The organism is Amycolatopsis sp. NPDC051106 (assembly GCF_040682775.1).
GTDB lineage: Bacteria > Actinomycetota > Actinomycetes > Mycobacteriales > Pseudonocardiaceae > Amycolatopsis.
This window is the reverse complement of record NZ_JBFBBQ010000028.1, coordinates 67,696-85,957: the sequence shown is the minus strand read 5'-3', so window position 1 is coordinate 85,957 and position 18,262 is coordinate 67,696. Positions and strand designations below refer to the sequence as shown.

Genomic DNA, 18,262 nt, shown 5'->3' with positions numbered 1-18,262 from the left:
GTCGGTGGTGGCGGCTAGCTTCGGGGACATGGCGATCCACCTGGGCATGATCACGATCGACTGCGCGGATCCGCGCGGTCTGGCGGAGTTCTGGACGGCGGCGCTGGGCACCACGGTGGCCCAGGACTACGAAGGCGAGTTCCTGGTGCTGGCACCCCCGGAGGGCGGGCTGCCGCTGGGCCTGCAACGGGTACCGGAGCCGCGCGTGGGGAAGAACAGAGTCCACGTCGACTTCGGCGGGGACGATCGGGCGGCGGAGGTGAAACGGCTGGTGGAGCTGGGTGCGAAGGAGGTGGCCGAGCATTCCGTACCGGGGTTGGCGTGGACCGTGCTGACCGATCCGGAGGGCAACGAGTTCTGCGTCTCGGGAGGTGAGCACTAGCGGTGACCAATGGTTTGACGCGACCACAGCAGGTCGTCCGGTGCGTGCGACGGTCCGCTGATAGAAGGAAGCCGGCGCGGAAGCAAGGCGAGCGCGCACTAGTACCGGACACTGGACGACGTAGCTTTCCTCACCACGTGCGTCCGCCAAGGTGCGTCTGGGACCGCTGGGTAACCGCTCGGGTAGACCAGTCGGATGGTGACGCTGCACGCGTGCCCCTCACCCCAGCATGGCGACCTATAATGCCGGAAGACCGGGCACCTGAGCCGTGCCCGGCCTTCCGATGTCGTCCGCCTTTCTCTCGTCGTCCAGCTAGATCCGGTTGCCGTACTCCCGGCGGAGGAGCAGAAAAACTCCCGCCGACGAACTGCCCCAGAGTGCGAGGGCGACCGCATTAACTTCACCCGTCGGAGCAATCAGTACCGCACTGACACACAACACACTCACAAAAGTCAAGTATGCGTACGCCATCCAGATTTTCCACTGTGCATACCGAAGTTTTTCGACTTTGTCGAACTCCGGCTTCGTGATGTCGTCGCTTTCTTCGACGGCCGCACGAACCACCTCGACGACTCGAGGCTGCACGGATGACTCTTTTTGGTTCTGCCGACGAACCTTGCCACCGGGATTACTCACGACTACTTCAGCCTTTCTCTACCTTCAGCTACAAATCTTCAAACCCAAGCCAGCACACGGGAAACGGGCGCCCCATTCCTTTACACCACCTCTCCAAATCGGATCGCACCCATGGTTAGGTCAGAGCTAATAGCGCTGGATCGTTCTTTTTGAACTCACCCACTACTGCACGGACGGTGCCGTGCCAGAACTTACTGACGACGAGAACAAGATTGCGGAAGACAGAAGCTGAAGTGATCAAACAGATAATCAGCAGAGCAATCGACATAGTAAGAACAGGTAAGAGTGGTATTACTTCCTGAGCCAATTGAACCTGACCCTTCTGATAGTATTTTTTTTGGCGACCGCCAGGTCGGCGTCGTCGACATGTTCAACCTCGGTCGAATACATATCGAGAAGCGACGCTGCCCGTCGGACCGCTTCGGTGACGGTTACACCGTTGCGGGCCGCATAGTCCTTGAGCACCTTCGCCACCGCCGGGGCGAGTGCCAGGTTCAAGCGAACCTGGGGGTCACCTTCCCGACGAGTGGGAGCGACGACGTTGATCTGGTCAACCTCGTCGTCCACCACCCGCAACTTGCCATCAGTCACGTTTTCACCTCCTCAGCATGAGTTGCATTGCATCCACCTGGCCAGCCTCGTCGGCCAAAGCCGGCCTCCCGGTGACACAACGAGCCTAACACAGGCAGACGCACATCCACACACCCAGACGTACGTACATACACATAACTTTCTGCGCAGAAGCCATCACTAATAGCTACTTAGGTACTGCGACATGTAGAAAGGCGGCATGAGCGCTCGCGTACTGCTGCCGTGGACCGACATCGACGTGCCCGAAGGGGTCGAGGCCGCCTACTACGACGGCGTCGAGCCTCCCCCGGCCGAGCTCGACGACGTCGAGGTCTACGTGCTGCCCTACGACCGCGGGCCGGAGCCGCCGAAGCTCATCGGGGAGCTGCCGTCGCTGCGGGTGGTGCAGTCGCTGTCAGCCGGCGTCGAGACGCTGGTGCCGCTGCTGCCGGCGGGGGTGCGGCTGGCGAACGGGCGGGGTCTGCACGACCTCAGCGTCGCCGAGCACGCCCTCGCGCTGATCCACGCGGCGCAGCGCGACCTGCCGCGGTGGTTCGCGCAGCAGACGCGGGGCGAGTGGGCTCGCGAGCACACGCGGTCCCTCGCCGACAGCCGCGTGCTCCTGGTCGGCTACGGCTCGATCGGGCAGGCGATCGAGCGCCAGCTCCTCGCCGCGGAAGCGGTGGTGACGCGGGTGGCGAGCCGCGCGCGGCCGGATGAGGACGTCCACGGCGTCGACGAGCTGCCGGCGCTGCTGCCCGAGGCCGACATCGTGGTGCTGGTCCTCCCGGACACCCCCGCGACGCGCGGCCTGATCGACGCGAAGGCCCTGGCCGCCCTCCCCGACGACGCCCTGGTGGTGAACGTCGGCCGCGGCACGGCGATCGACACCGGCGCCCTCCTGGCCGAGACGCGCACCGGGCGCCTGCGCGCGGGCCTCGACGTCGTGGACCCCGAGCCGCTGCCGTCCGATCATCCACTGTGGACGGTGCCGGGCGTGGTCATCACCCCGCACATCGCCGGCGGATCGGCGTCGTTCTACCCGCGCGCCAAGAAGTTGGCGGCGGAGCAGCTGCGGAGGTACGTGCAGGGTGAGGAGCTGCTCAACCTCGTAGAAGTTTGACGGCGGCCGCCCACGCGGCGGGGGTGACGGTCAGTTGCCCCTGCTCGCGGGCCTTCGTGTCCCGGACGCCGACGGAGCGATCGAGCCTCACCTCGACGCAGTCCGATTGGCCGCCGCTGTAGCTCGATTTGCGCCAACCGCTCATCCCATGGCCTCCCGAACTATCGCGCGGCCTCCCGGAGCATGGCTCGGGTGGCATCGTCACTCAGTGCTGTCCCCGCCAGAATCCTAGCCTGTTTCCGGTAGCTGCCGACAACATCGGACTCGTGCAGGAACGCCGTCGCGTGCGAGTTCTCCAGGTGCACGATCGGCGGCAGATCGGCGAACTCGTACAGGATGAACGAGCCGATCAGCCCGGGGTGATAACCGACGTTGGCGGGCACGATCCGCAGCGAAACGTTCGGCAGCGCCATCGTTTCCAGCAGGTGGTCGATCTGGTCCGACATGATGTCGGCGCTGCCGATCTCCTCGCGAATCGCGACCTCGCCGATGAGCGCGGTGAGGCGAACCGGGTCGGCCTTCGCGAGAACACGCTGCCGGTTCATCCGCGCGATGAGCATCGCATCGGCCTGTTCCAGGCCGATCTCCGAATTGCTCAAGATCGCGCGGGCGTAGTCAGCCGTCTGCAGAAGTCCCGGCACGATCGCGTGGTACCAGTTCGTGATGCGGGTGGCGGTGCGCTCGTACTCGACGATGCCGCTCAGCGCGGGCGGCAGGTCGGACGGGTTCGAATCCAGCCAGTTGTCGTCCTTCGCGCGCCTGGCCAGGCGCATCATGCGCTCGTAAGTCGCGTCGTCGACCTGGAGCGCGCCCAGCAGCCGGGCGACGTCCTCGGGGCCGGGGACGCGTTGCCCCTTTTCCCACGCCGACAGCAACTGCGGCAGAATCCGCACCATCCGGGCGAGCTCACGCAGTCCTTTGCCCCGCGTCATCCGCAATTCACGCAACGACGCGGCGAGCGCCCTGGCACCCGGGGACGCGGAAGTCGGCTTCATGAGGCGATGGTACGAACGTCGTCCATTCCCCGATCGGCGGTGGGGCGTCCCGAATTCAGGACAGCACGTACACGTGCCATTCATCGTCGACGCGATATCCGCACCGCTCGTAAACACCCAGGGCGCGGTGCGCATTGTCGACGTCGACGTTCAGCGCCGACCGGTCGAATCCCGCCGCTTTCGCAGCCATAAGTGTGTGCCCCAGCAACCCCGACGCGACGCCGCGGCCGCGCAACACCGCCCGCGTTCCCACCCAGCTGGCGTAGTGCTCGCGGATGCCCGTCACCGCGGCTTCGGACGCGTAGAAGTGGCTGAGCACGAACGCGAGGACCTTGTCGCCGTCGAGGATCAGGTACGACAGGTCCGGGCGGAAGTCCTTCGAGCCGGTGACCAGGTGGCGCCAGGCGTCAGGCTCGTAGACCGTGCTGCCCCAGTGGTCGGCGAAGGTGTCGTTGCGGGCGTCGAGCACCGCGAGGTCGTGCTTGAAGTCGAACGGGACCGCCACGAGACCGTCCGGCAGCGGCGGCTGCGGCGGCAGGTCGGCGAGGCCGACGCGCATGTTGACCATCGTCCGCGCGTGCCGGTACCCGGCGCCGGCCAGGACCCCGGCGATCCAGCGCTCGTTCTGGTGGTGGCCGTGGTGCAGTTCGAACGGCGCGTCCGGGAAGGTGCGCTCGTTGACCTCTCGGCCCGTCCGCGAAAACCACTCGGCCAGGTGAGCGCCGACGGCGGCGGCCCGGTACTCCGGGCGCACGACCGACTGCAGGCGCAGCATGTGGACGGGGTTCGCGGCGTCGCGGCGGCGGATCAGGCCGTAGGCGACGAGCGTCCCGCCCGCCCAGGCGCCGGTCGTGGCGCGGGCCAGGTCGATGTTGGGGCCTTCGAGCTCCTCGCGGAGGTCTTCGTCGGTGAAGTGGTCACCTGTCCGGTCGATCTCCTCGGCCGCGGCGTACAGCCGGGTGAGGGCGGGGACGTCGTCGAGGGTCAACGGGCGCCAGGTCAGGTCCATGCCGGGAGGCTAGGCCGGACGGCGGCGTCCGCGCACCCCGTTTTGGCAAAAGCCGGCACAGTACGCTCGATGCGTGCTGGTGCTCCTCCCTCCTTCCGAGACCAAGGCCGACGGCGGCCGCGGCGGCCCGCTCGACCTCGACGCGCTGTCGTTCCCCGAGCTGAACCCGGCCCGCGCGAAGCTGCTCGACGCGCTGGTCGAGCTGGCCGGGGACGTCCCCGCCAGCGTCGCGGCCCTGGGTCTCACCGAGCGCCAGTCCGGCGAGGTGGCGCGCAACGCGGAGCTGTTCGCGTCGCCGACGATGCCGGCGCTGCGCCGCTACACCGGTGTGCTGTACGACGCGCTCGACGTGAAGAGCCTCACGAAGGCGGGCCTGGAGAAGGCGCACCGGCGGCTGGCGGTGACGTCTTCGCTGTTCGGCGTGGTGTCGGCGACCGACCCGATTCCCGCGTACCGGCTTTCCGGCGGGAACTCGCTCCCGTCGCTGGGGACGGTCCGCGGGCACTGGAAGCCGGTGCTCGAACCGGTGTTGCAGCAGGTGGAAGGCCTGGTGGTGGACCTGCGCTCGGGCACGTACTCGGCGTTCGCGAAGCTGCTCCCGGACGCGGTGACGGTCCGCGTGGTGACGGAGAACGCCCGCGGCGAGCGCGTGACGGTCAGCCACTTCAACAAGGCGTACAAGGGCCGGCTGGCGCGCGAACTGGTGGTCACGCGCGCCGAACCGTCCACTGTGGACCAGCTGGTGAAGGTGATCCGGAAGGCCGGCCTGGTGGTGAAGCGCACCGGCGACCACGCGCTGGAGCTGGTCACGGAGGGCTGATGAGCCCGCGCCCGCCGCTCAGAAGCGGTCCGGCGCGAACGGCGTCAGGTCGAAGCCCGGGTCCTCCCCGAGCGCGATCGACGCGACGAGCTTCCCCGCGAACGGCGCGTTCGTCAGCCCGCCCGCGCCGAAGCCCGTCGACACCGCCAAGCCCGGCCGCAGCGCACCCAGCACCGGCAGGCCGTCCGGCGTGCCCGGGCGGAAGCCCACCCGCGTCTCCGCCAGCGTCGCGTCCGCCAGGCCCGGGGCCACCGTCAGCGCGTTGTCCAGCACCTCGCGCTGGCCCGCCGCCGTCACGCGGTAGTCGAAGCCGGCCTCCGCCTCGCGCGTCGCGCCCGCCACCACCCGGCCACCGCCGAACGCCAGCAGGTAGTGGCTCGTGCGGGGCAGCACCACCGGCCACGCCGACGTGTCCGTGCCCGGCAGGTCGAAGTGGCTGATCTGGCCGCGGTGCGGCGTCACCGGCAGGTCGATCCCCAGCGGCGCCAGCAGTTCCCGGCTCCACGCGCCGGCCGCGACCACGACGCTGTCCGCTTCCAGGGGGCCTTCGGGGCTCGCGACCGTGCCGTCGGCGCGGAACGCCACCTCGCCTTCGACGAACTTCGCCCCCCGGCGTTCGGCGTCGAGCAGCAGGGCGCGGCGCAGCTGGTGACCGTCGACGCGGCCCGCGCCCGCCAGGTGCACCGCGCCCAATCCGGGCGCCAGCACCGGGAACAGTTCGCGCGCCTGGGCGGGGTCGAGCCGCCGGATTTCCCCGATTTCGGGCGCGTTCGCCGCCCGCGCGGTCAGCCGTTCCTGCGCCTCGGCCAGCTCGGCTTCGTCGGCCGAGACGACCATCCCGCCGACGACCTCGAACGACGAATCCGCCAGTTCCGCCGTGAATTCGCGGTAGTACCGGCCGGCGGCCGACGCGAGCGGGTACAGCGCGTCTTCCCAGCGTGACGTCCACGGGCTGACGATCCCGGCGCCGGCTTCGGTGGCCGTCCCCGGGCGGGCGGCGTCCGCCACGACCACCTCCGCGCCCCGGCCCGCCAGGTGCCAGGCCGTTGCCGCGCCGCCGATTCCGCTTCCGATCACGAGCACTCGCATGTCCCCCACCCTGCCCGACTTTGCCGCGCCCGGGCCACCGGGATTGCCCCGCGCCCTCGACCGGCCGGTCGTATGCTGCGCGCCATGCCGAGCCGTGCCGAGCGGTATGTCGCCCATCTCGACACCCTGACCGGGAGCACCGAGCCCCGGTTGCAGCCGATCGCGTCGACCCACGACGGGCTCGACGACGTCATCGCGTTCGTCTACGCCGACGAACCGGAGCCGAGATACCTGACCGGGGTGACCTACGGCCTTTCGCTGGCCGACCACGACGAATGGCACGGCGTGAAACCGGAGCTGTGGATCAGCGTCCGGTCGGACGACCCGGTGTGGGCACTGGCCATCGGCTACCTCGCCGAGCAGCTGCGGGGCACCTGCCCGTTCGTCTACGGCGACACCATCGACTTCGGCGAGCCGATCGCGCCCGAGTCCGCCATGACCGCTTTCGCCGTGTCCGCGCCCGCCGGCCTCGACGCGCACCAGTACACGCTGATCGACATCGGGGGCGCGCCGATCAGCATCGCCGGCTGCTTCCCGGTGCACGACACCGAGCGGCAGTACATCCGCGAGCACGGCATCGACGCGTTCTGGCAGCTGGACTGGGACCTCTACGACGTCCGGCGCCCGCCGGTCGTCTGATACGCGGCCGTCGCGAGCCGCACGAACGAGCGGACCAGCGGGGTCGCGTCCGTCCAGGCGACGACCACCGGGTTCGGCGCCAGGTCGGTGAGCGGCACCACCGTCAGGTCGCCGGGCGGCCGGTGGCCGAGCGGCATCAGCCCGACGGTCCCGTTCCAGAGCACCGCCTGCAGGCACTCCTGGACGGCGCGCACCACCGGCCCTTCGCGCGGCTCGCCGCCGTGCCAGTACGACTGCCAGACCGGGTCGGTGCCGTCCGGGAACCGGAACCACTGCCGGCCGGCCAGGTCGGCCAGCTCCAGGTGGTCGCGGCGGGCGAGCGGGTCGTCGGCGCGCAGCACCGCGCCCACCGGGTCTTCACGCAGCCGGTGCAGCGTCAGGCCGGTCTCGTCGAACGGGCCGCGGGTCAGCGCGACGTCGACCAGCCCGGCGCGCAGCCCGCAGGTCGGATCGGTCAGGTCCGTGTCGCGGACGCGGACCTCGACACCGGGGTGCTGCCGGCGGTAGGCGTCGGCCAGCCGCGTCGCGTCCGGGTCGGCGCTGTCGGCGAGCAGGCCGACGGTGATGGTCGCGGCGCCGGCCGCGGCGGCCACGCGCACGCGCGCCCGGTCGGCCTGGTCGAGCAGGGCGCGCGCCTCGTCGAGCAGTGCCGCGCCGGGCGGGGTGAGCGTGACCCCGGCCGCGGAGCGCACCAGCAGGACGGCGCCGACGTCGGCCTCCAGCTGCTTGATCGCCCGGCTCAGCGGCGGCTGGCTCATGTGCAGCCGCGCGGCGGCCCGGCCGAAGTGGAGTTCTTCGGCGACGGCCACGAAGTACCGCAGCGTGCGCAGTTCCATCTCAGCCGGGTTCGCCGGCTTGCTCAGCGGCTTCGAAGGGCCAGACGTCGTCGGGGAAGACGCGCGCGAACCAGTGCGGCTGGACGTCCCGCAGCCGCAGGGCCCGCCACCGGCGCGGGTCTGCGGGCTCGGGCACGGCGACCTCGACGTCCGGACCGTGCGCGAAGAGCCGTTCCTGGCAGACCCCGCAGGGCGCCAGGACCCAGTAGCCGCGATCTTCGTCCGCGGCGGTCACGCACACCGAGCCCGTGACGCGCCGCCCCAGCTTGAAGGCTTCGCAGAGGGCGCCGGTTTCGTGACACAGGCTGACGGCCTGGTTCGGGAAGTCCGGCGCCGTGCTGGTGAGCACCGTGCCGTCGTCGAGGCGCAGCGCCGCCGCCCCGGACCACGGCGTCCCGCCGAAACGGTCCCGCGCCAGCGCGATCGCCGCGTCCACCAGTTCCTGATCCACTGCCATGGCCGAACAGTAGCGCCGGCCTGCGACGATGTCCGCCGGGTATCGGCGCCACGCAATCGGTCTTGGACGGCGCCGGCGTCCCGGCGGTGGAATCAGGACATGACCGATCTGATCGATCCCGCCGTGCAGGTAGCCGGCGCCCGGGAAATCGCCCCGGACCTGCTGGTGATCCCGAACGCCCGCGTCGACCTCGTGCCCAACATCGGCGTCATCGGCGGCACGGAGGCCGTCCTCGTCGTCGACACGGGCCTGGGCACCGAGAACGCGTCGGAGGTGCTCGCCTTCGCGACTTCGGTGGCGGCCGGCCGCCGCCTCTACCTGACGACGACGCACTTCCACCCCGAGCACGCGTACGGCGCACAGGTGTTCGCGGGCTCGGCGACCTACCTGGTCAACCGCGCCCAGGCGGCCGACCTGAGCACGAAGGGCGCGGGCTACCTCGAGATGTTCCGCGGCCTCGGCGAGGTGGTCGCCCGCCGGCTGGAAGGCGTCCGGGTGCCCACGCCCGACGTGGTCTTCGACGGCTCCCACGACCTCGACCTGGGCGGCCGGACGGTCCGGCTGCGCCCCACGGGCCGCGGCCACACCCAGGGCGACCAGGTCGTCGAGGTACCGGACGCCGGCGTCCTGTTCACCGGCGACCTGGCCGAAACCGGGCAGTTCGCGATCCTCCCGTGGTTCCCGCCGCACGACACGGACGTCACCGGCATCGGCTGGCTCGAGGTCCTGGACCGGCTGGCGCTCGACGGGCCCCGGGTGGTGGTGCCCGGCCACGGAGAGGTCGGCGGGGTGTCAGTGCTCACCGACGTCCGCGACTACCTGCGCGAGCTGCGCGACGAGACCTGGCGCCGCCGGGACGCGGGCCTCGGGGTGGAGGAGGTCGCCGCCGAGGTGCGGGAGGTACTGGTCGGCCGCCACCCGGAGTGGGCCGGGCAGGAGTGGATCGAGCCGGGCGTCGGCTGCCTGTGCGCCGAGCACGACGCGGTCAAGGGCTGACCGGGAAACCGCCTGACCGGGAACCGCCGGGCCGCGTGCCCCCGGGCGGCACGGCCGCCGGTCGGTGGGGCCGCCGGTCGGTGGGGCCGCCGGGCGGGTCGCGCTGCCGCAGGCAGCTCTCCGCGGCGCCCAGGTTCGCCGTGCCGAAGGTCTTGAATGAGTCATTCAGGACCTCCGGAGACCTGAATGACTCATTCAAGACATCAGCCTCAGCCGATTTCCGCGCCCAGCACCGCCATCGCCGCGTTGTGGCCGGGGATGCCGCTGACACCACCTCCCCGCACCGCTCCCGCGCCGCACAGCAGCACGCGCTCGTGGGACGTCTCCACTCCCCACTTGCCCACCTGTGCCGGGTCCGTCGCGAACGGCCAGGCCAGGTCGCGGTGGAAGATGTGCCCCGCCGGCAGGCCCAGCTCGGCCTCCAGGTCGAGCGGGGTCTTCGCCTCCACGCAGGGCTTCCCGCCCGGCCCCGTCAGCAGGCAGTCCTCGATCGGCTCGGCCAGCACGCTGTTCAGCGAAGCCAGCGTCGCGCGCAACGCCGCTTCGCGCGCTTCTTCGTTGCGGCCTTCGAAGAGGCGCGCGGGCATGTGCAAGCCGAACAACGTCAGGGTCTGCACGCCGGCCGCGCGTTCGGCCGGACCCAGGATCGACGGGTCCGTCAGCGAATGGCAGTAGATCTCGCACGGCGGCAGCGTGGGAATCTGCCCCGCCGCCGCCTCGCGGTAGGCCGTCTCCAGCTGGGTGAACGTCTCGTTGACGTGGAACGTGCCGCCGAACGCCTCGGCCGGGTCGACGTGCGGGTCGCGCAGCTTCGGCAGCCGCGACAGCACCATGTTCACCTTCAGCTGCGCGCCTTCCGGCCGCTCCGGCGGCTCCTCGCCCAGCAGCCGCGCCAACGTCGCCGGCGCGACGTTCGCCAGCACGTGGCCGCCGCGCACGACGTGTTCGACGTCGTCACGGCGGTAGCGCACCTCGCCGCCGGGGTCGATCGACAGCACCTCCGCCCCGGTCACGAGCCGCGCGCCCGCGCCGGCGGCCACCGCCGCGAGCGAGCCGGTGACCGCGCCCATGCCGCCGACCGGGACGTCCCAGTCGCCGGTTCCGTTGCCGATCACGTGGTAGAGCAGACAGCGGTTCTGCCGCAGGTCCGCGCCGTCCGCCGCGGCGAACGTGCCGATCAGGGCGTCGGTCAGCACGACACCGCGGACCGTGTCGTCGCCGAACCACGACGTGAGCGTCTCGCCGATCGGCCGCTCGAACAGCAGCGGCCACGCCTCGCCGTCACCGATCCGCGCGCGGAAGTCCACTTCGGACAGCAGCGGCTCGGTGAGGGTGCCGAAGGAGCGTTCGGCGACGCGCTCGGTCAGCTCGTAGAACCGTTGCCACGCCGCGAAGTCCGCCGCGGACCCGGTGACCGCGCGGAAGGACGCCGCCGTCCGGCCGTCGTCACCCGTGTCGACAAGGAGACCCGAGTCGGCCGTGGGCGTGTAGGACGACATCCGGCGCCGTTTCAGCCGCACGTCGAGGCCGAGATCGGCCACGATCTTCTTCGGCAGCAGGCTGACCAGGTAGGAGTAACGCGAAAGCCGGACGTCGACGCCGTCGAACGCGCGGAACGACACGGCGGCGCCCCCGGTCTCCCCGCGCCGTTCGAGCACGAGCACCGACCGGCCCGCCCGCGCCAGGTACGCGGCCGCCACCAGCCCGTTGTGGCCGCCGCCGGCGACCACGACGTCGTACGAGTCCATCCGCTCCTCCTAGATCGGCCTGCCCGTTCATCGTGGCCACGGCCGGAGGCGGAATTCAAGGAAAGCGCACGAACGGTCCTTTCGCGCTATTCGGTTGCGCGGGCCCGGATCGGTCCGGCAAGCTGAAGCACAACCGGCAGGGAGCCGGTGCGGAGAGAGCGGGAGGTGCCTGTCGTGATGGATGTCCGGGCCTTCTCGCGCCCTCACCCACCCGCCCCCCGAGGCTGATCACGCGCCCGGTGGGGCATCCCTGACCAAGGAGAACCCCACCAGTGCGCCAGCACGATTTCGACGATTCCGAGCTTTTCGACGAACGCCCCTCGCGCCGCCGCCGGCGGTCCGAGGACGACGCACCGCGCGCTCGCCGCGCCGTGCGCTACGAGGACGAACCCGAGCCCACCCGCCGCGGGCGGCTCACCGAAGGCGAACGCGTCCGGCTCGCGAAGCTGCGCGACGACGCCTACACCGAAAACCAGCTGCCGGACGGCGCCGACCGCTGGTCCACCTGGGACGACGCCGAACACGGCCCGCTCCCCCGGCCCGAGTGGGTCGTCACCGAGCTCGCCGCCGTCGACACCGACCTCGGCGTCCTCAAAACCGGCAAGGAGGCCGACGTCCACCTGCTGCGGCGCGGCCTGCCCGGTACCCCCGGCACGCTGCTCGCCGCGAAGCGCTACCGCAGCGACGAACACAAGCTGTTCCACCGCGACGCGGGCTACCTCGAAGGGCGGCGGATGCGCCGCTCCCGGGAGACCCGCGCGATGGCGCAGCGCACCGCGTTCGGCCGCAACCTGATCGCCGAACAGTGGGCCGTCGCGGAGTTCGCCGCGTTGAGTCGCTTGTGGACGCTCGGCGCGCCGGTGCCGTACCCGGTGCAGCGCAACGGCACCGAACTGCTCCTCGAATTCCTCGGCGAGGAGGACGGAACGGCGGCACCCCGCCTGGCCCAGGTGCGCCCGGAGCCGGACGAGCTGAAGGACCTCTGGTTCCAGGCGACCGCGGCGCTCGAGCTCATCGCGTCGGAGGGGCTCGCGCACGGCGACCTCTCCGCGTACAACCTGCTCGTGCACCGGGGCCGGCTCGTGGTGATCGACCTGCCGCAGGCGGTCGACGTCGTCGCCAACCCCGGCGGCGTCGAGTTCCTCGCGCGGGACGTGCGCAACCTCGCCGGCTGGTTCCACGGCCGCGGTCTCGGCGAGCACGTCACGAACACCGGTGAGCTGCTGGCGGACCTCGTTTCCGCCGCCGGGCTCGGGTGATTTCGCGGCGGCGTCGCGGCTGTGGCCCGGGCCACGACTGCGACGCCGCCCACAACCGGTCACCTCGATGCGGACGACCAGGCCACCCTCAGGTACTATCGATTCAGACCGCAACCGGCGGCGTGGATGAGTTGGTGTCCGTCGCCTCCAGAGCCACCGAATGGCTCGCGGTGATCCGTAACCCAAGCGGCGCGCAGTGTCGGCAAGCGATGACACGGTGTGCCGGGTCCGTCCCTGTGAACGCCCATCGCACACCATCTTGCCCTGCCTGCGCGCGGGCTGCCCGGGCCTCCCTTGCGACGAACCACGTCCGAGAGGCATTTGTGACCGTCACGTTCAATTCCGGCCCTTCCTCGACGTCCGCTCACGCGGGCCGTCCCGACCGCAAGCCGCGCACCCGCCCGGCCGGTGGGGACATGCTGCGCGACGACGCGGTCGAGCTGGTGGCCACCAAGACCTTCGCCGAGCTGGGTCTGCCGGAGCCGCTGCTCCGCGCGCTCAGCGAGGCGGGCATCAACAGCCCCTTCCCGATCCAGTCCGCGACCATCCCGGACGCCCTGGCCGGCCGCGACGTGCTGGGCCGCGCCCAGACCGGCTCCGGCAAGACCCTCGCCTTCGGCCTGGCCATGCTGGCCCGGCTCGCCGAGGGCAAGGCCCGCCCGAAGCGCCCCCGCGCGCTGATCCTCGTCCCGACCCGTGAGCTGGCCATGCAGGTGGCCGACTCGCTGACCCCGCTGGCCAGGTCGCTCGGCCTGTGGTGCCGCACGGCCGTCGGCGGCATGGCCTTCGCCCGCCAGGCCGACGCGCTCTCCCGTGGCGTCGACCTGCTGATCGCCACCCCGGGGCGGCTGTCGGACCACGTCCGGCAGGGCACCGCGCACCTGGGCGACTGCAACTTCATCGCCCTCGACGAGGCCGACCAGATGGCGGACATGGGCTTCATGCCGCAGGTCCGCGAGATCATGGACCTCACCCCTCAGGGTGGGCAGCGGCTGCTGTTCTCCGCGACGCTCGACGGTGACGTCAACCGCCTCGTGCGGCAGTACCTGACCGACCCGGTCACGCACTCGGTCGCGCCGTCGACCGCGAGCGTGACGACCATGGACCACCACGTGCTCCAGGTCTCGCACCAGGACAAGCAGGACGTCATCACGCAGATCGGCGCCCGCGAGGGCCGCACGATCATGTTCGTGCGCACCAAGCACCACGTCGACCGCCTCGCCGAGCGCCTGCGCGAGCAGGGCGTGAACGCGGCGGCGCTGCACGGTGGCAAGACGCAGGGACAGCGCAACCGCGTTCTTGCGGACTTCAAGGAAGGCCACACCCCGGTGCTGGTCGCCACGGACGTCGCCGCGCGCGGCATCCACGTGGACGACATCTCGCTGGTGCTGCACGTCGACCCGGCGGCCGACCACAAGGACTACCTGCACCGCGCCGGCCGCACGGCCCGCGCCGGGGCGTCCGGGGTCGTCGTCACGGTGGTCACCAACGACCAGCGCCGCATGGTCAAGCGGATGACCGACCGGGCCGGCGTCCGCGCCGAGTCCACGATGGTCCGCCCGGGTGACGAAGCCCTGTCCCGCATCACGGGTGCCCGCGAGCCCAGCGGCGAGCCGGTCATCGAGCGTCGGCGCGAGAGCCCGCGTCGCGGCGGCGGTGGCGGCTTCCGCGGCGACCGCGGTCACGGCGGCGCGAGCCGCGGTGGCTACCGCGGCGACCGCGGCAGCCAGGGCGAGCGCGGCGGCAGCAGCTACGGCGGCGACCGTGACCGCGGCGGCGACCGCGGTGGTTACGGCCAGCGCTCCGGCTCCGGCTCCGGCGAGGGTCGTCCCGGCGGCTTCGGCGGCCGTGGCCGTCAGCCCCGCTCGGGCAACGGCGGTGGCTACGGCCGCCCGAGCCGTGGCCCGCGTCGCGGCTACGACAGCTGATCTCGTTCTCTGAAGTTTTCGGAAGCCCCGGACCGTGCGGTCCGGGGCTTCCGGCGTTTCCGGGCCCGCTTCCCGGCCGGGCGAAGGCCGGATGGGAGACTGCGGGACGTGACTACGCCGCCGACGCTCCCGCCCGACGAGGTTTTCGACTGGCTCGACACCGAGGCGGAAAAGCGGGCGAACGCGGGGCTCGTGCGGCAGCTGCGACCGCGTCCCGCCAAGGCGGACGAGCTGGACCTGGCCGGCAACGACTACCTCGGGCTGGCCCGCGACAAGCGCGTCGCCGGGGCCTCCGCGGCCGCCGCGTTGCGCTGGGGCGCCGGGTCGACCGGGTCCCGGCTGGTCACCGGTTCGACCGAGCTGCACACCGAGCTGGAGATGGAGCTCGCCCGGTTCTGCGGCGTGCAGGCGGCGCTGGTGTTCTCGTCCGGGTTTACCGCGAACCTCGGCGCGGTGACGGCGCTGTCGGGCGCCGAATCCGCGATCGTCACCGACAAGTACATCCACGCGTCGCTGATCGAGGGCTGCCGGCTCTCGCGGGCCGACGTCGCCGCGGTCGCGCACGCGACGCCGTCGGCGATCAAGAACGCGCTGGCGACCCGCCGGAAGCCGCGGGCGCTGGTGGTGACCGATTCGGTGTTCTCCGTCGACGGTGACCTCGCCCCGCTCGCCGAGCTGGCCGGGATCTGCCGCTCGCACGGTGCCGCGATGCTGGTCGACGACGCGCACGGCTTCGGCGTCCTGGGTGAGGGTGGTCGCGGCGCGGTCCACGCGGCCGGGCTGGCGGGCGCCCCCGACGTCGTCACGACGTTGACGCTGTCGAAGTCGCTCGGCGCCCAGGGCGGGGCGGTGCTGGGGCCGCGTCGCGTGATCAAGCACCTGATCGACACGGCTCGCAGCTTCATCTTCGACACGGCTTTGGCGCCCGCGAGTGCTGCCGCCGCATTGGCCGCGTTGCACGCGCTGAAGGAAGAGCCGGGGCTGGCGGAGAAGGTCGTCGAGAACGCGGGCAACCTGGCGATGTCGTTGAAGGCGGCCGGGCTGACGGTGAGCCTGCCGGACGCGGCCGTGATCTCGGTTCAGGCGCCGTCCGCGGAGTCGGCCGTCGCGTGGGCGGCGGCGTGCGCGGAGCAGGGCATCCGGGTCGGGTGCTTCCGGCCGCCGTCGGTGCCGGACGGCATTTCGCGGCTGCGGCTGACCGCGCGGGCCGACCTCACGGAGTCCGATGTGGACCGCGCGGTGAAGGTGATCACGGCGACGGCTCCGCGCGGCGCGACCGCCTGAGCCGTACTCGGACGGTCGGTTCGCGTACCTGGAGGGTCGGCTCGCGTGATCCTGGGCGGAACTCGCGTGATTGGGGGCCGATCTCGCGTGATTGAAGGCGGAACTCGCGTGATTGGGGGGTCGACGCGGGTTACTTCGGGAGGCGGCGCATGCGGATGTGCGGGATTCCGTCTTCGTCCGTGTACTCCGCGCCTTCCGCGACGAAGCCGTAGCGCGCGTAGAAGCCCTGGACGTACGTTTGCGCGTCCAGGACGTACTCGCCCGGAGTGAGCAGGACCTCGTCCATCAGCCGGGCCGCCAGGCCGCGGCCGCGGGCGGTGGCCGCCGTCACCACGCGGCCGATGCGGCGGACGCCACCCGGGTCGGCGAGCACGCGCAGGTAGGACAGCACGCCGCCGGGATCCGAGAACCACAGGTGCCGGGTGTCCGGCCGCAGGTCACGGCCGTCGAGCTCGGGGTACGCCGCCTTCTGCTCCACCACGAACACGTCCACGCGCAGGCGGAGGATGTCGTGCAGCTGGGCGGCGGTCAGCTCGGGCCCGGTCGCGTCGTGCAGGGTCGGCATGCCCCCTGCTTATCACGCTCAGCCGAGGATGCGCGGCTTGGCCTGGGCCTCGATGTCGGCCGTGTACGCCGAAACGCGTGTGTAGACGCCCGGCTTGCCCGCCTTGCCGCAGCCGTCGCCGAACGACACGATCCCGATCAGCGTGTCGCCCACGACGAGCGGGCCGCCGGAGTCGCCCTGGCACGCGTCGACGCCGCCTTCGGCGTAGCCCGCGCAGACCATCGTCTTCTGGTCGTACACGGAGTAGTCGGAGCGGCAGGCACTGTCGGAGACCAGCGGGACCTGGGCGCTGCGCAGGTAGTCGGACCGGTCGCCGCCGTCGGCGACGCGGCCCCAGCCGAGCACCGTCGCCCGCGTGCCTTCGCGGTACGAAGCGGTGTCACCGCCGGCGGGCAGCTTCGCTGGCCGATAGCCGAACTGACCGCGGACGGTCAGGACCGCGATGTCGTTGCCCTGGGTCGGGTCGGTGTAGCCCTGGCTGATCCAGACCTTCGAGACGCTCAGCACGTCACCCACGTCGGTGCGCTTGTCCTCCCGGCCGGCCACGACGCGGATGTCCTGCTTCGCGACCGCCTTGGCGCAGTGCGCCGCCGTCGCGACCGCCGTCGAGCTGACGATCACCGCGCCGCAGAACTGGTTGCCGCCCGCGTCGGTCAGGTACACCGCGTACGGGTGGTCCGAGAGCGAAGCCTTGTCGCCGCCCACGATCCGCGGCTGGTTGGCGGAGGCCGGGTCCGCCGACGCCGTGCCGACCACCACCGGGACGGCCACCGCGGCGATCGCGAGGAGCGCGCCGCTCGCGAGCAGCAGGGGTCGGCGGGACTTCACGGACATGGGACGTTCCCCTCTTTCAACCAGCACGAGCCGAAGCACTCGGCACCCGGACGACTCCGGTGCGTAAACGAGCGGCGCTGAATACCCTAATCGGAGTGGGCCCGAAACGGTGTCACTGAAACGGGTGGACTCCGCGCTCACCGAGCGCTTCTGTCAGGCTGGACGGATGCGGCGGACGGCGACGGCGGTGTGCGGGACGGTCCTGGCCCTCACGCTGGGCGCCTGCACGCCGGAAGTCCCGCGGACCCCGCAGCCGGTGGCCGCGACGCCGTCCTCGACGACGGTGGCCAAACCCCCCGCCCCGGTGAAATCGGCGCCGCCGGCGACGTCGAGCGCGCCCGCCGTCACCTGGCAGGCGGGTGCCCGGCCCCTCCCCCTCCGCCCGGACGGGTTCGGCGAGATCGAGCCGACGCCACCCGAACTGGTGAATCGGGCACTTCCGACAAAAGACATCCTCCCGCCGCCCGCGGACGGCAGGTACCACGCGACCGCCGGCGCGGTGCCCGCCGACGTCCTCGCCCGCAGCACCTGGCAGCCCGCCTGCCCGGTCAAGCCGGCCGACCTGCGCTACCTGACGATGTCCTTCCGGGGGTTCGACGGCCGCGCGCACACCGGCGAAATGCTGGTCAACGCGAAGGGCGCCGCCGGGATCACCCGAGTCTTCGGGCAGCTCTTCGCGGCGGGCTTCCCCCTGGAAGAGATGCGCGTGACCAGCCCGGCCGAACTGACCGCGCCGCCGACCGGCGACGGCAACAACACGGGCTCGTTCGTCTGCCGCCCGGCGCGCGGGCAGACCTCCTGGTCGGCGCACGCGTACGGGCTCGCGGTGGACGTCAACCCGTTCTGCAACCCCTACACCCAGCGCGACCTCGTGCTGCCCGAGCTGGCCTCGGCCTACCTCGACCGGGCGGACCGCCGGCCGGGCATGGCCCTGGCGGGCGACTCGACCGTGCGCGCGTTCGCGGCGATCGGGTGGAGCTGGGGCGGCGCGTGGACCAGCCCGAAGGACCGGATGCACTTCACCGGCAACGGCCACTGACCACGTAATACGACGTTAAGCACAACGGGGAACACCCGCTTCGCGGCGACGGT

The 18,262-nt window shown here is 71.4% G+C and carries 20 protein-coding genes; 9 read left to right on the top strand and 11 right to left on the bottom strand.

The window, feature by feature from the left end; all coding sequences use genetic code 11:
- Window positions 1-28: 28 nt before the first annotated feature.
- Window positions 29-382 carry a VOC family protein gene (locus AB0M83_RS22125; RefSeq protein ID WP_364519799.1) on the top strand — a complete coding sequence of 118 codons (354 nt, stop codon included), beginning with the start codon at window positions 29-31 and terminating at the stop codon, window positions 380-382.
- A 312-nt stretch (window positions 383-694) separates the two neighbouring features.
- Here AB0M83_RS22125 and AB0M83_RS22120 read toward each other — a convergent pair whose 3' ends face one another.
- The gene (locus AB0M83_RS22120; protein WP_364519797.1) at window positions 695-1,018 is read right to left on the bottom strand and encodes a hypothetical protein; all 324 of its coding nucleotides are present in this window, start codon (window positions 1,016-1,018) and stop codon (window positions 695-697) included.
- 291 nt (window positions 1,019-1,309) lie between these two features.
- Entirely contained in the window at window positions 1,310-1,609 is a 300-nt protein-coding gene (locus AB0M83_RS22115) for a hypothetical protein (protein ID WP_364519795.1), read from the bottom strand.
- A gap of 199 nt (window positions 1,610-1,808) precedes the next feature.
- On the opposite strand from AB0M83_RS22115, the gene AB0M83_RS22110 reads away from it, so the two are divergent.
- Entirely contained in the window at window positions 1,809-2,711 is a 903-nt protein-coding gene (locus tag AB0M83_RS22110) for a 2-hydroxyacid dehydrogenase (protein WP_364519793.1), read from the top strand.
- Here AB0M83_RS22110 and AB0M83_RS22105 read toward each other — a convergent pair.
- From AB0M83_RS22105 to AB0M83_RS22095, 3 genes are read right to left on the bottom strand one after another with little or no spacing between them, the layout of a single operon-like run.
- Complete coding sequence (locus AB0M83_RS22105) at window positions 2,692-2,856, bottom strand: DUF397 domain-containing protein (RefSeq protein WP_364519791.1); 165 nt, start codon at window positions 2,854-2,856, stop codon at window positions 2,692-2,694. The two genes, AB0M83_RS22110 and AB0M83_RS22105, sit on opposite strands and share 20 nt — an antisense overlap.
- A 16-nt stretch (window positions 2,857-2,872) precedes the next feature.
- Complete coding sequence (locus tag AB0M83_RS22100; RefSeq protein WP_364519789.1) at window positions 2,873-3,706, bottom strand: helix-turn-helix transcriptional regulator; 834 nt, start codon at window positions 3,704-3,706, stop codon at window positions 2,873-2,875.
- A 55-nt stretch (window positions 3,707-3,761) separates the two neighbouring features.
- On the bottom strand, window positions 3,762-4,715 hold the full coding sequence (locus AB0M83_RS22095; protein WP_364519787.1) for a GNAT family N-acetyltransferase: 954 nt from the start codon (window positions 4,713-4,715) through the stop codon (window positions 3,762-3,764).
- A gap of 73 nt (window positions 4,716-4,788) precedes the next feature.
- Here AB0M83_RS22095 and yaaA point away from each other — a divergent pair, with 73 nt between their 5' ends.
- Complete coding sequence (gene yaaA, locus AB0M83_RS22090) at window positions 4,789-5,535, top strand: peroxide stress protein YaaA (RefSeq protein ID WP_364519785.1); 747 nt, start codon at window positions 4,789-4,791, stop codon at window positions 5,533-5,535.
- A gap of 18 nt (window positions 5,536-5,553) precedes the next feature.
- Here the strand turns inward: yaaA and AB0M83_RS22085 are convergent, their stop codons facing one another.
- Window positions 5,554-6,624, bottom strand: coding sequence for an FAD-dependent oxidoreductase (locus tag AB0M83_RS22085; protein ID WP_364519784.1), 1,071 nt, complete (start codon window positions 6,622-6,624; stop codon window positions 5,554-5,556).
- Between the two features lie 84 nt (window positions 6,625-6,708).
- Here AB0M83_RS22085 and AB0M83_RS22080 point away from each other — a divergent pair, with 84 nt between their 5' ends.
- On the top strand, window positions 6,709-7,263 hold the full coding sequence (locus AB0M83_RS22080; protein WP_364519782.1) for a suppressor of fused domain protein: 555 nt from the start codon (window positions 6,709-6,711) through the stop codon (window positions 7,261-7,263).
- Here AB0M83_RS22080 and AB0M83_RS22075 read toward each other — a convergent pair.
- Window positions 7,233-8,099, bottom strand: coding sequence for a LysR family transcriptional regulator (locus AB0M83_RS22075; RefSeq protein WP_364519780.1), 867 nt, complete (start codon window positions 8,097-8,099; stop codon window positions 7,233-7,235). The genes AB0M83_RS22080 and AB0M83_RS22075 overlap by 31 nt on opposite strands.
- 1 nt (window position 8,100) lies before the next feature.
- On the bottom strand, window positions 8,101-8,556 hold the full coding sequence (locus AB0M83_RS22070; RefSeq protein ID WP_364519778.1) for a cytidine deaminase: 456 nt from the start codon (window positions 8,554-8,556) through the stop codon (window positions 8,101-8,103).
- Between the two features lie 99 nt (window positions 8,557-8,655).
- Between AB0M83_RS22070 and AB0M83_RS22065 the strand changes: the two genes are divergently transcribed.
- Window positions 8,656-9,552 carry an MBL fold metallo-hydrolase gene (locus AB0M83_RS22065; protein ID WP_364519776.1) on the top strand — a complete coding sequence of 299 codons (897 nt, stop codon included), beginning with the start codon at window positions 8,656-8,658 and terminating at the stop codon, window positions 9,550-9,552.
- A 209-nt stretch (window positions 9,553-9,761) separates the two neighbouring features.
- Here AB0M83_RS22065 and AB0M83_RS22060 read toward each other — a convergent pair whose 3' ends face one another.
- The gene (locus AB0M83_RS22060) at window positions 9,762-11,300 is read right to left on the bottom strand and encodes an NAD(P)/FAD-dependent oxidoreductase (RefSeq protein WP_364519774.1); all 1,539 of its coding nucleotides are present in this window, start codon (window positions 11,298-11,300) and stop codon (window positions 9,762-9,764) included.
- A 272-nt stretch (window positions 11,301-11,572) separates the two neighbouring features.
- On the opposite strand from AB0M83_RS22060, the gene AB0M83_RS22055 reads away from it, so the two are divergent.
- The 3 genes from AB0M83_RS22055 to AB0M83_RS22045 all read left to right on the top strand — a co-directional run bounded on the left by AB0M83_RS22055 (window position 11,573) and on the right by AB0M83_RS22045 (window position 15,771).
- Entirely contained in the window at window positions 11,573-12,559 is a 987-nt protein-coding gene (locus AB0M83_RS22055) for an RIO1 family regulatory kinase/ATPase (protein ID WP_364519772.1), read from the top strand.
- Window positions 12,560-12,882: 323 nt separating this feature from the next.
- Window positions 12,883-14,487 carry a DEAD/DEAH box helicase gene (locus AB0M83_RS22050; protein WP_364519771.1) on the top strand — a complete coding sequence of 535 codons (1,605 nt, stop codon included), beginning with the start codon at window positions 12,883-12,885 and terminating at the stop codon, window positions 14,485-14,487.
- A gap of 108 nt (window positions 14,488-14,595) precedes the next feature.
- Window positions 14,596-15,771 carry an 8-amino-7-oxononanoate synthase gene (locus tag AB0M83_RS22045; RefSeq protein ID WP_364519769.1) on the top strand — a complete coding sequence of 392 codons (1,176 nt, stop codon included), beginning with the start codon at window positions 14,596-14,598 and terminating at the stop codon, window positions 15,769-15,771.
- Window positions 15,772-15,901: 130 nt separating this feature from the next.
- Here the strand turns inward: AB0M83_RS22045 and AB0M83_RS22040 are convergent, their stop codons facing one another.
- Both AB0M83_RS22040 and AB0M83_RS22035 read right to left on the bottom strand, forming a co-directional pair.
- Entirely contained in the window at window positions 15,902-16,336 is a 435-nt protein-coding gene (locus AB0M83_RS22040) for a GNAT family N-acetyltransferase (protein ID WP_364519767.1), read from the bottom strand.
- 18 nt (window positions 16,337-16,354) lie between these two features.
- Window positions 16,355-17,170: a serine protease gene (locus AB0M83_RS22035; protein WP_364519765.1), complete on the bottom strand. Its 816-nt coding sequence runs from the start codon at window positions 17,168-17,170 to the stop codon at window positions 16,355-16,357.
- A gap of 166 nt (window positions 17,171-17,336) precedes the next feature.
- On the opposite strand from AB0M83_RS22035, the gene AB0M83_RS22030 reads away from it, so the two are divergent.
- Window positions 17,337-18,209: a M15 family metallopeptidase gene (locus AB0M83_RS22030; RefSeq protein ID WP_364519763.1), complete on the top strand. Its 873-nt coding sequence runs from the start codon at window positions 17,337-17,339 to the stop codon at window positions 18,207-18,209.
- The last annotated feature ends 53 nt before the right edge of the window (window positions 18,210-18,262 follow it).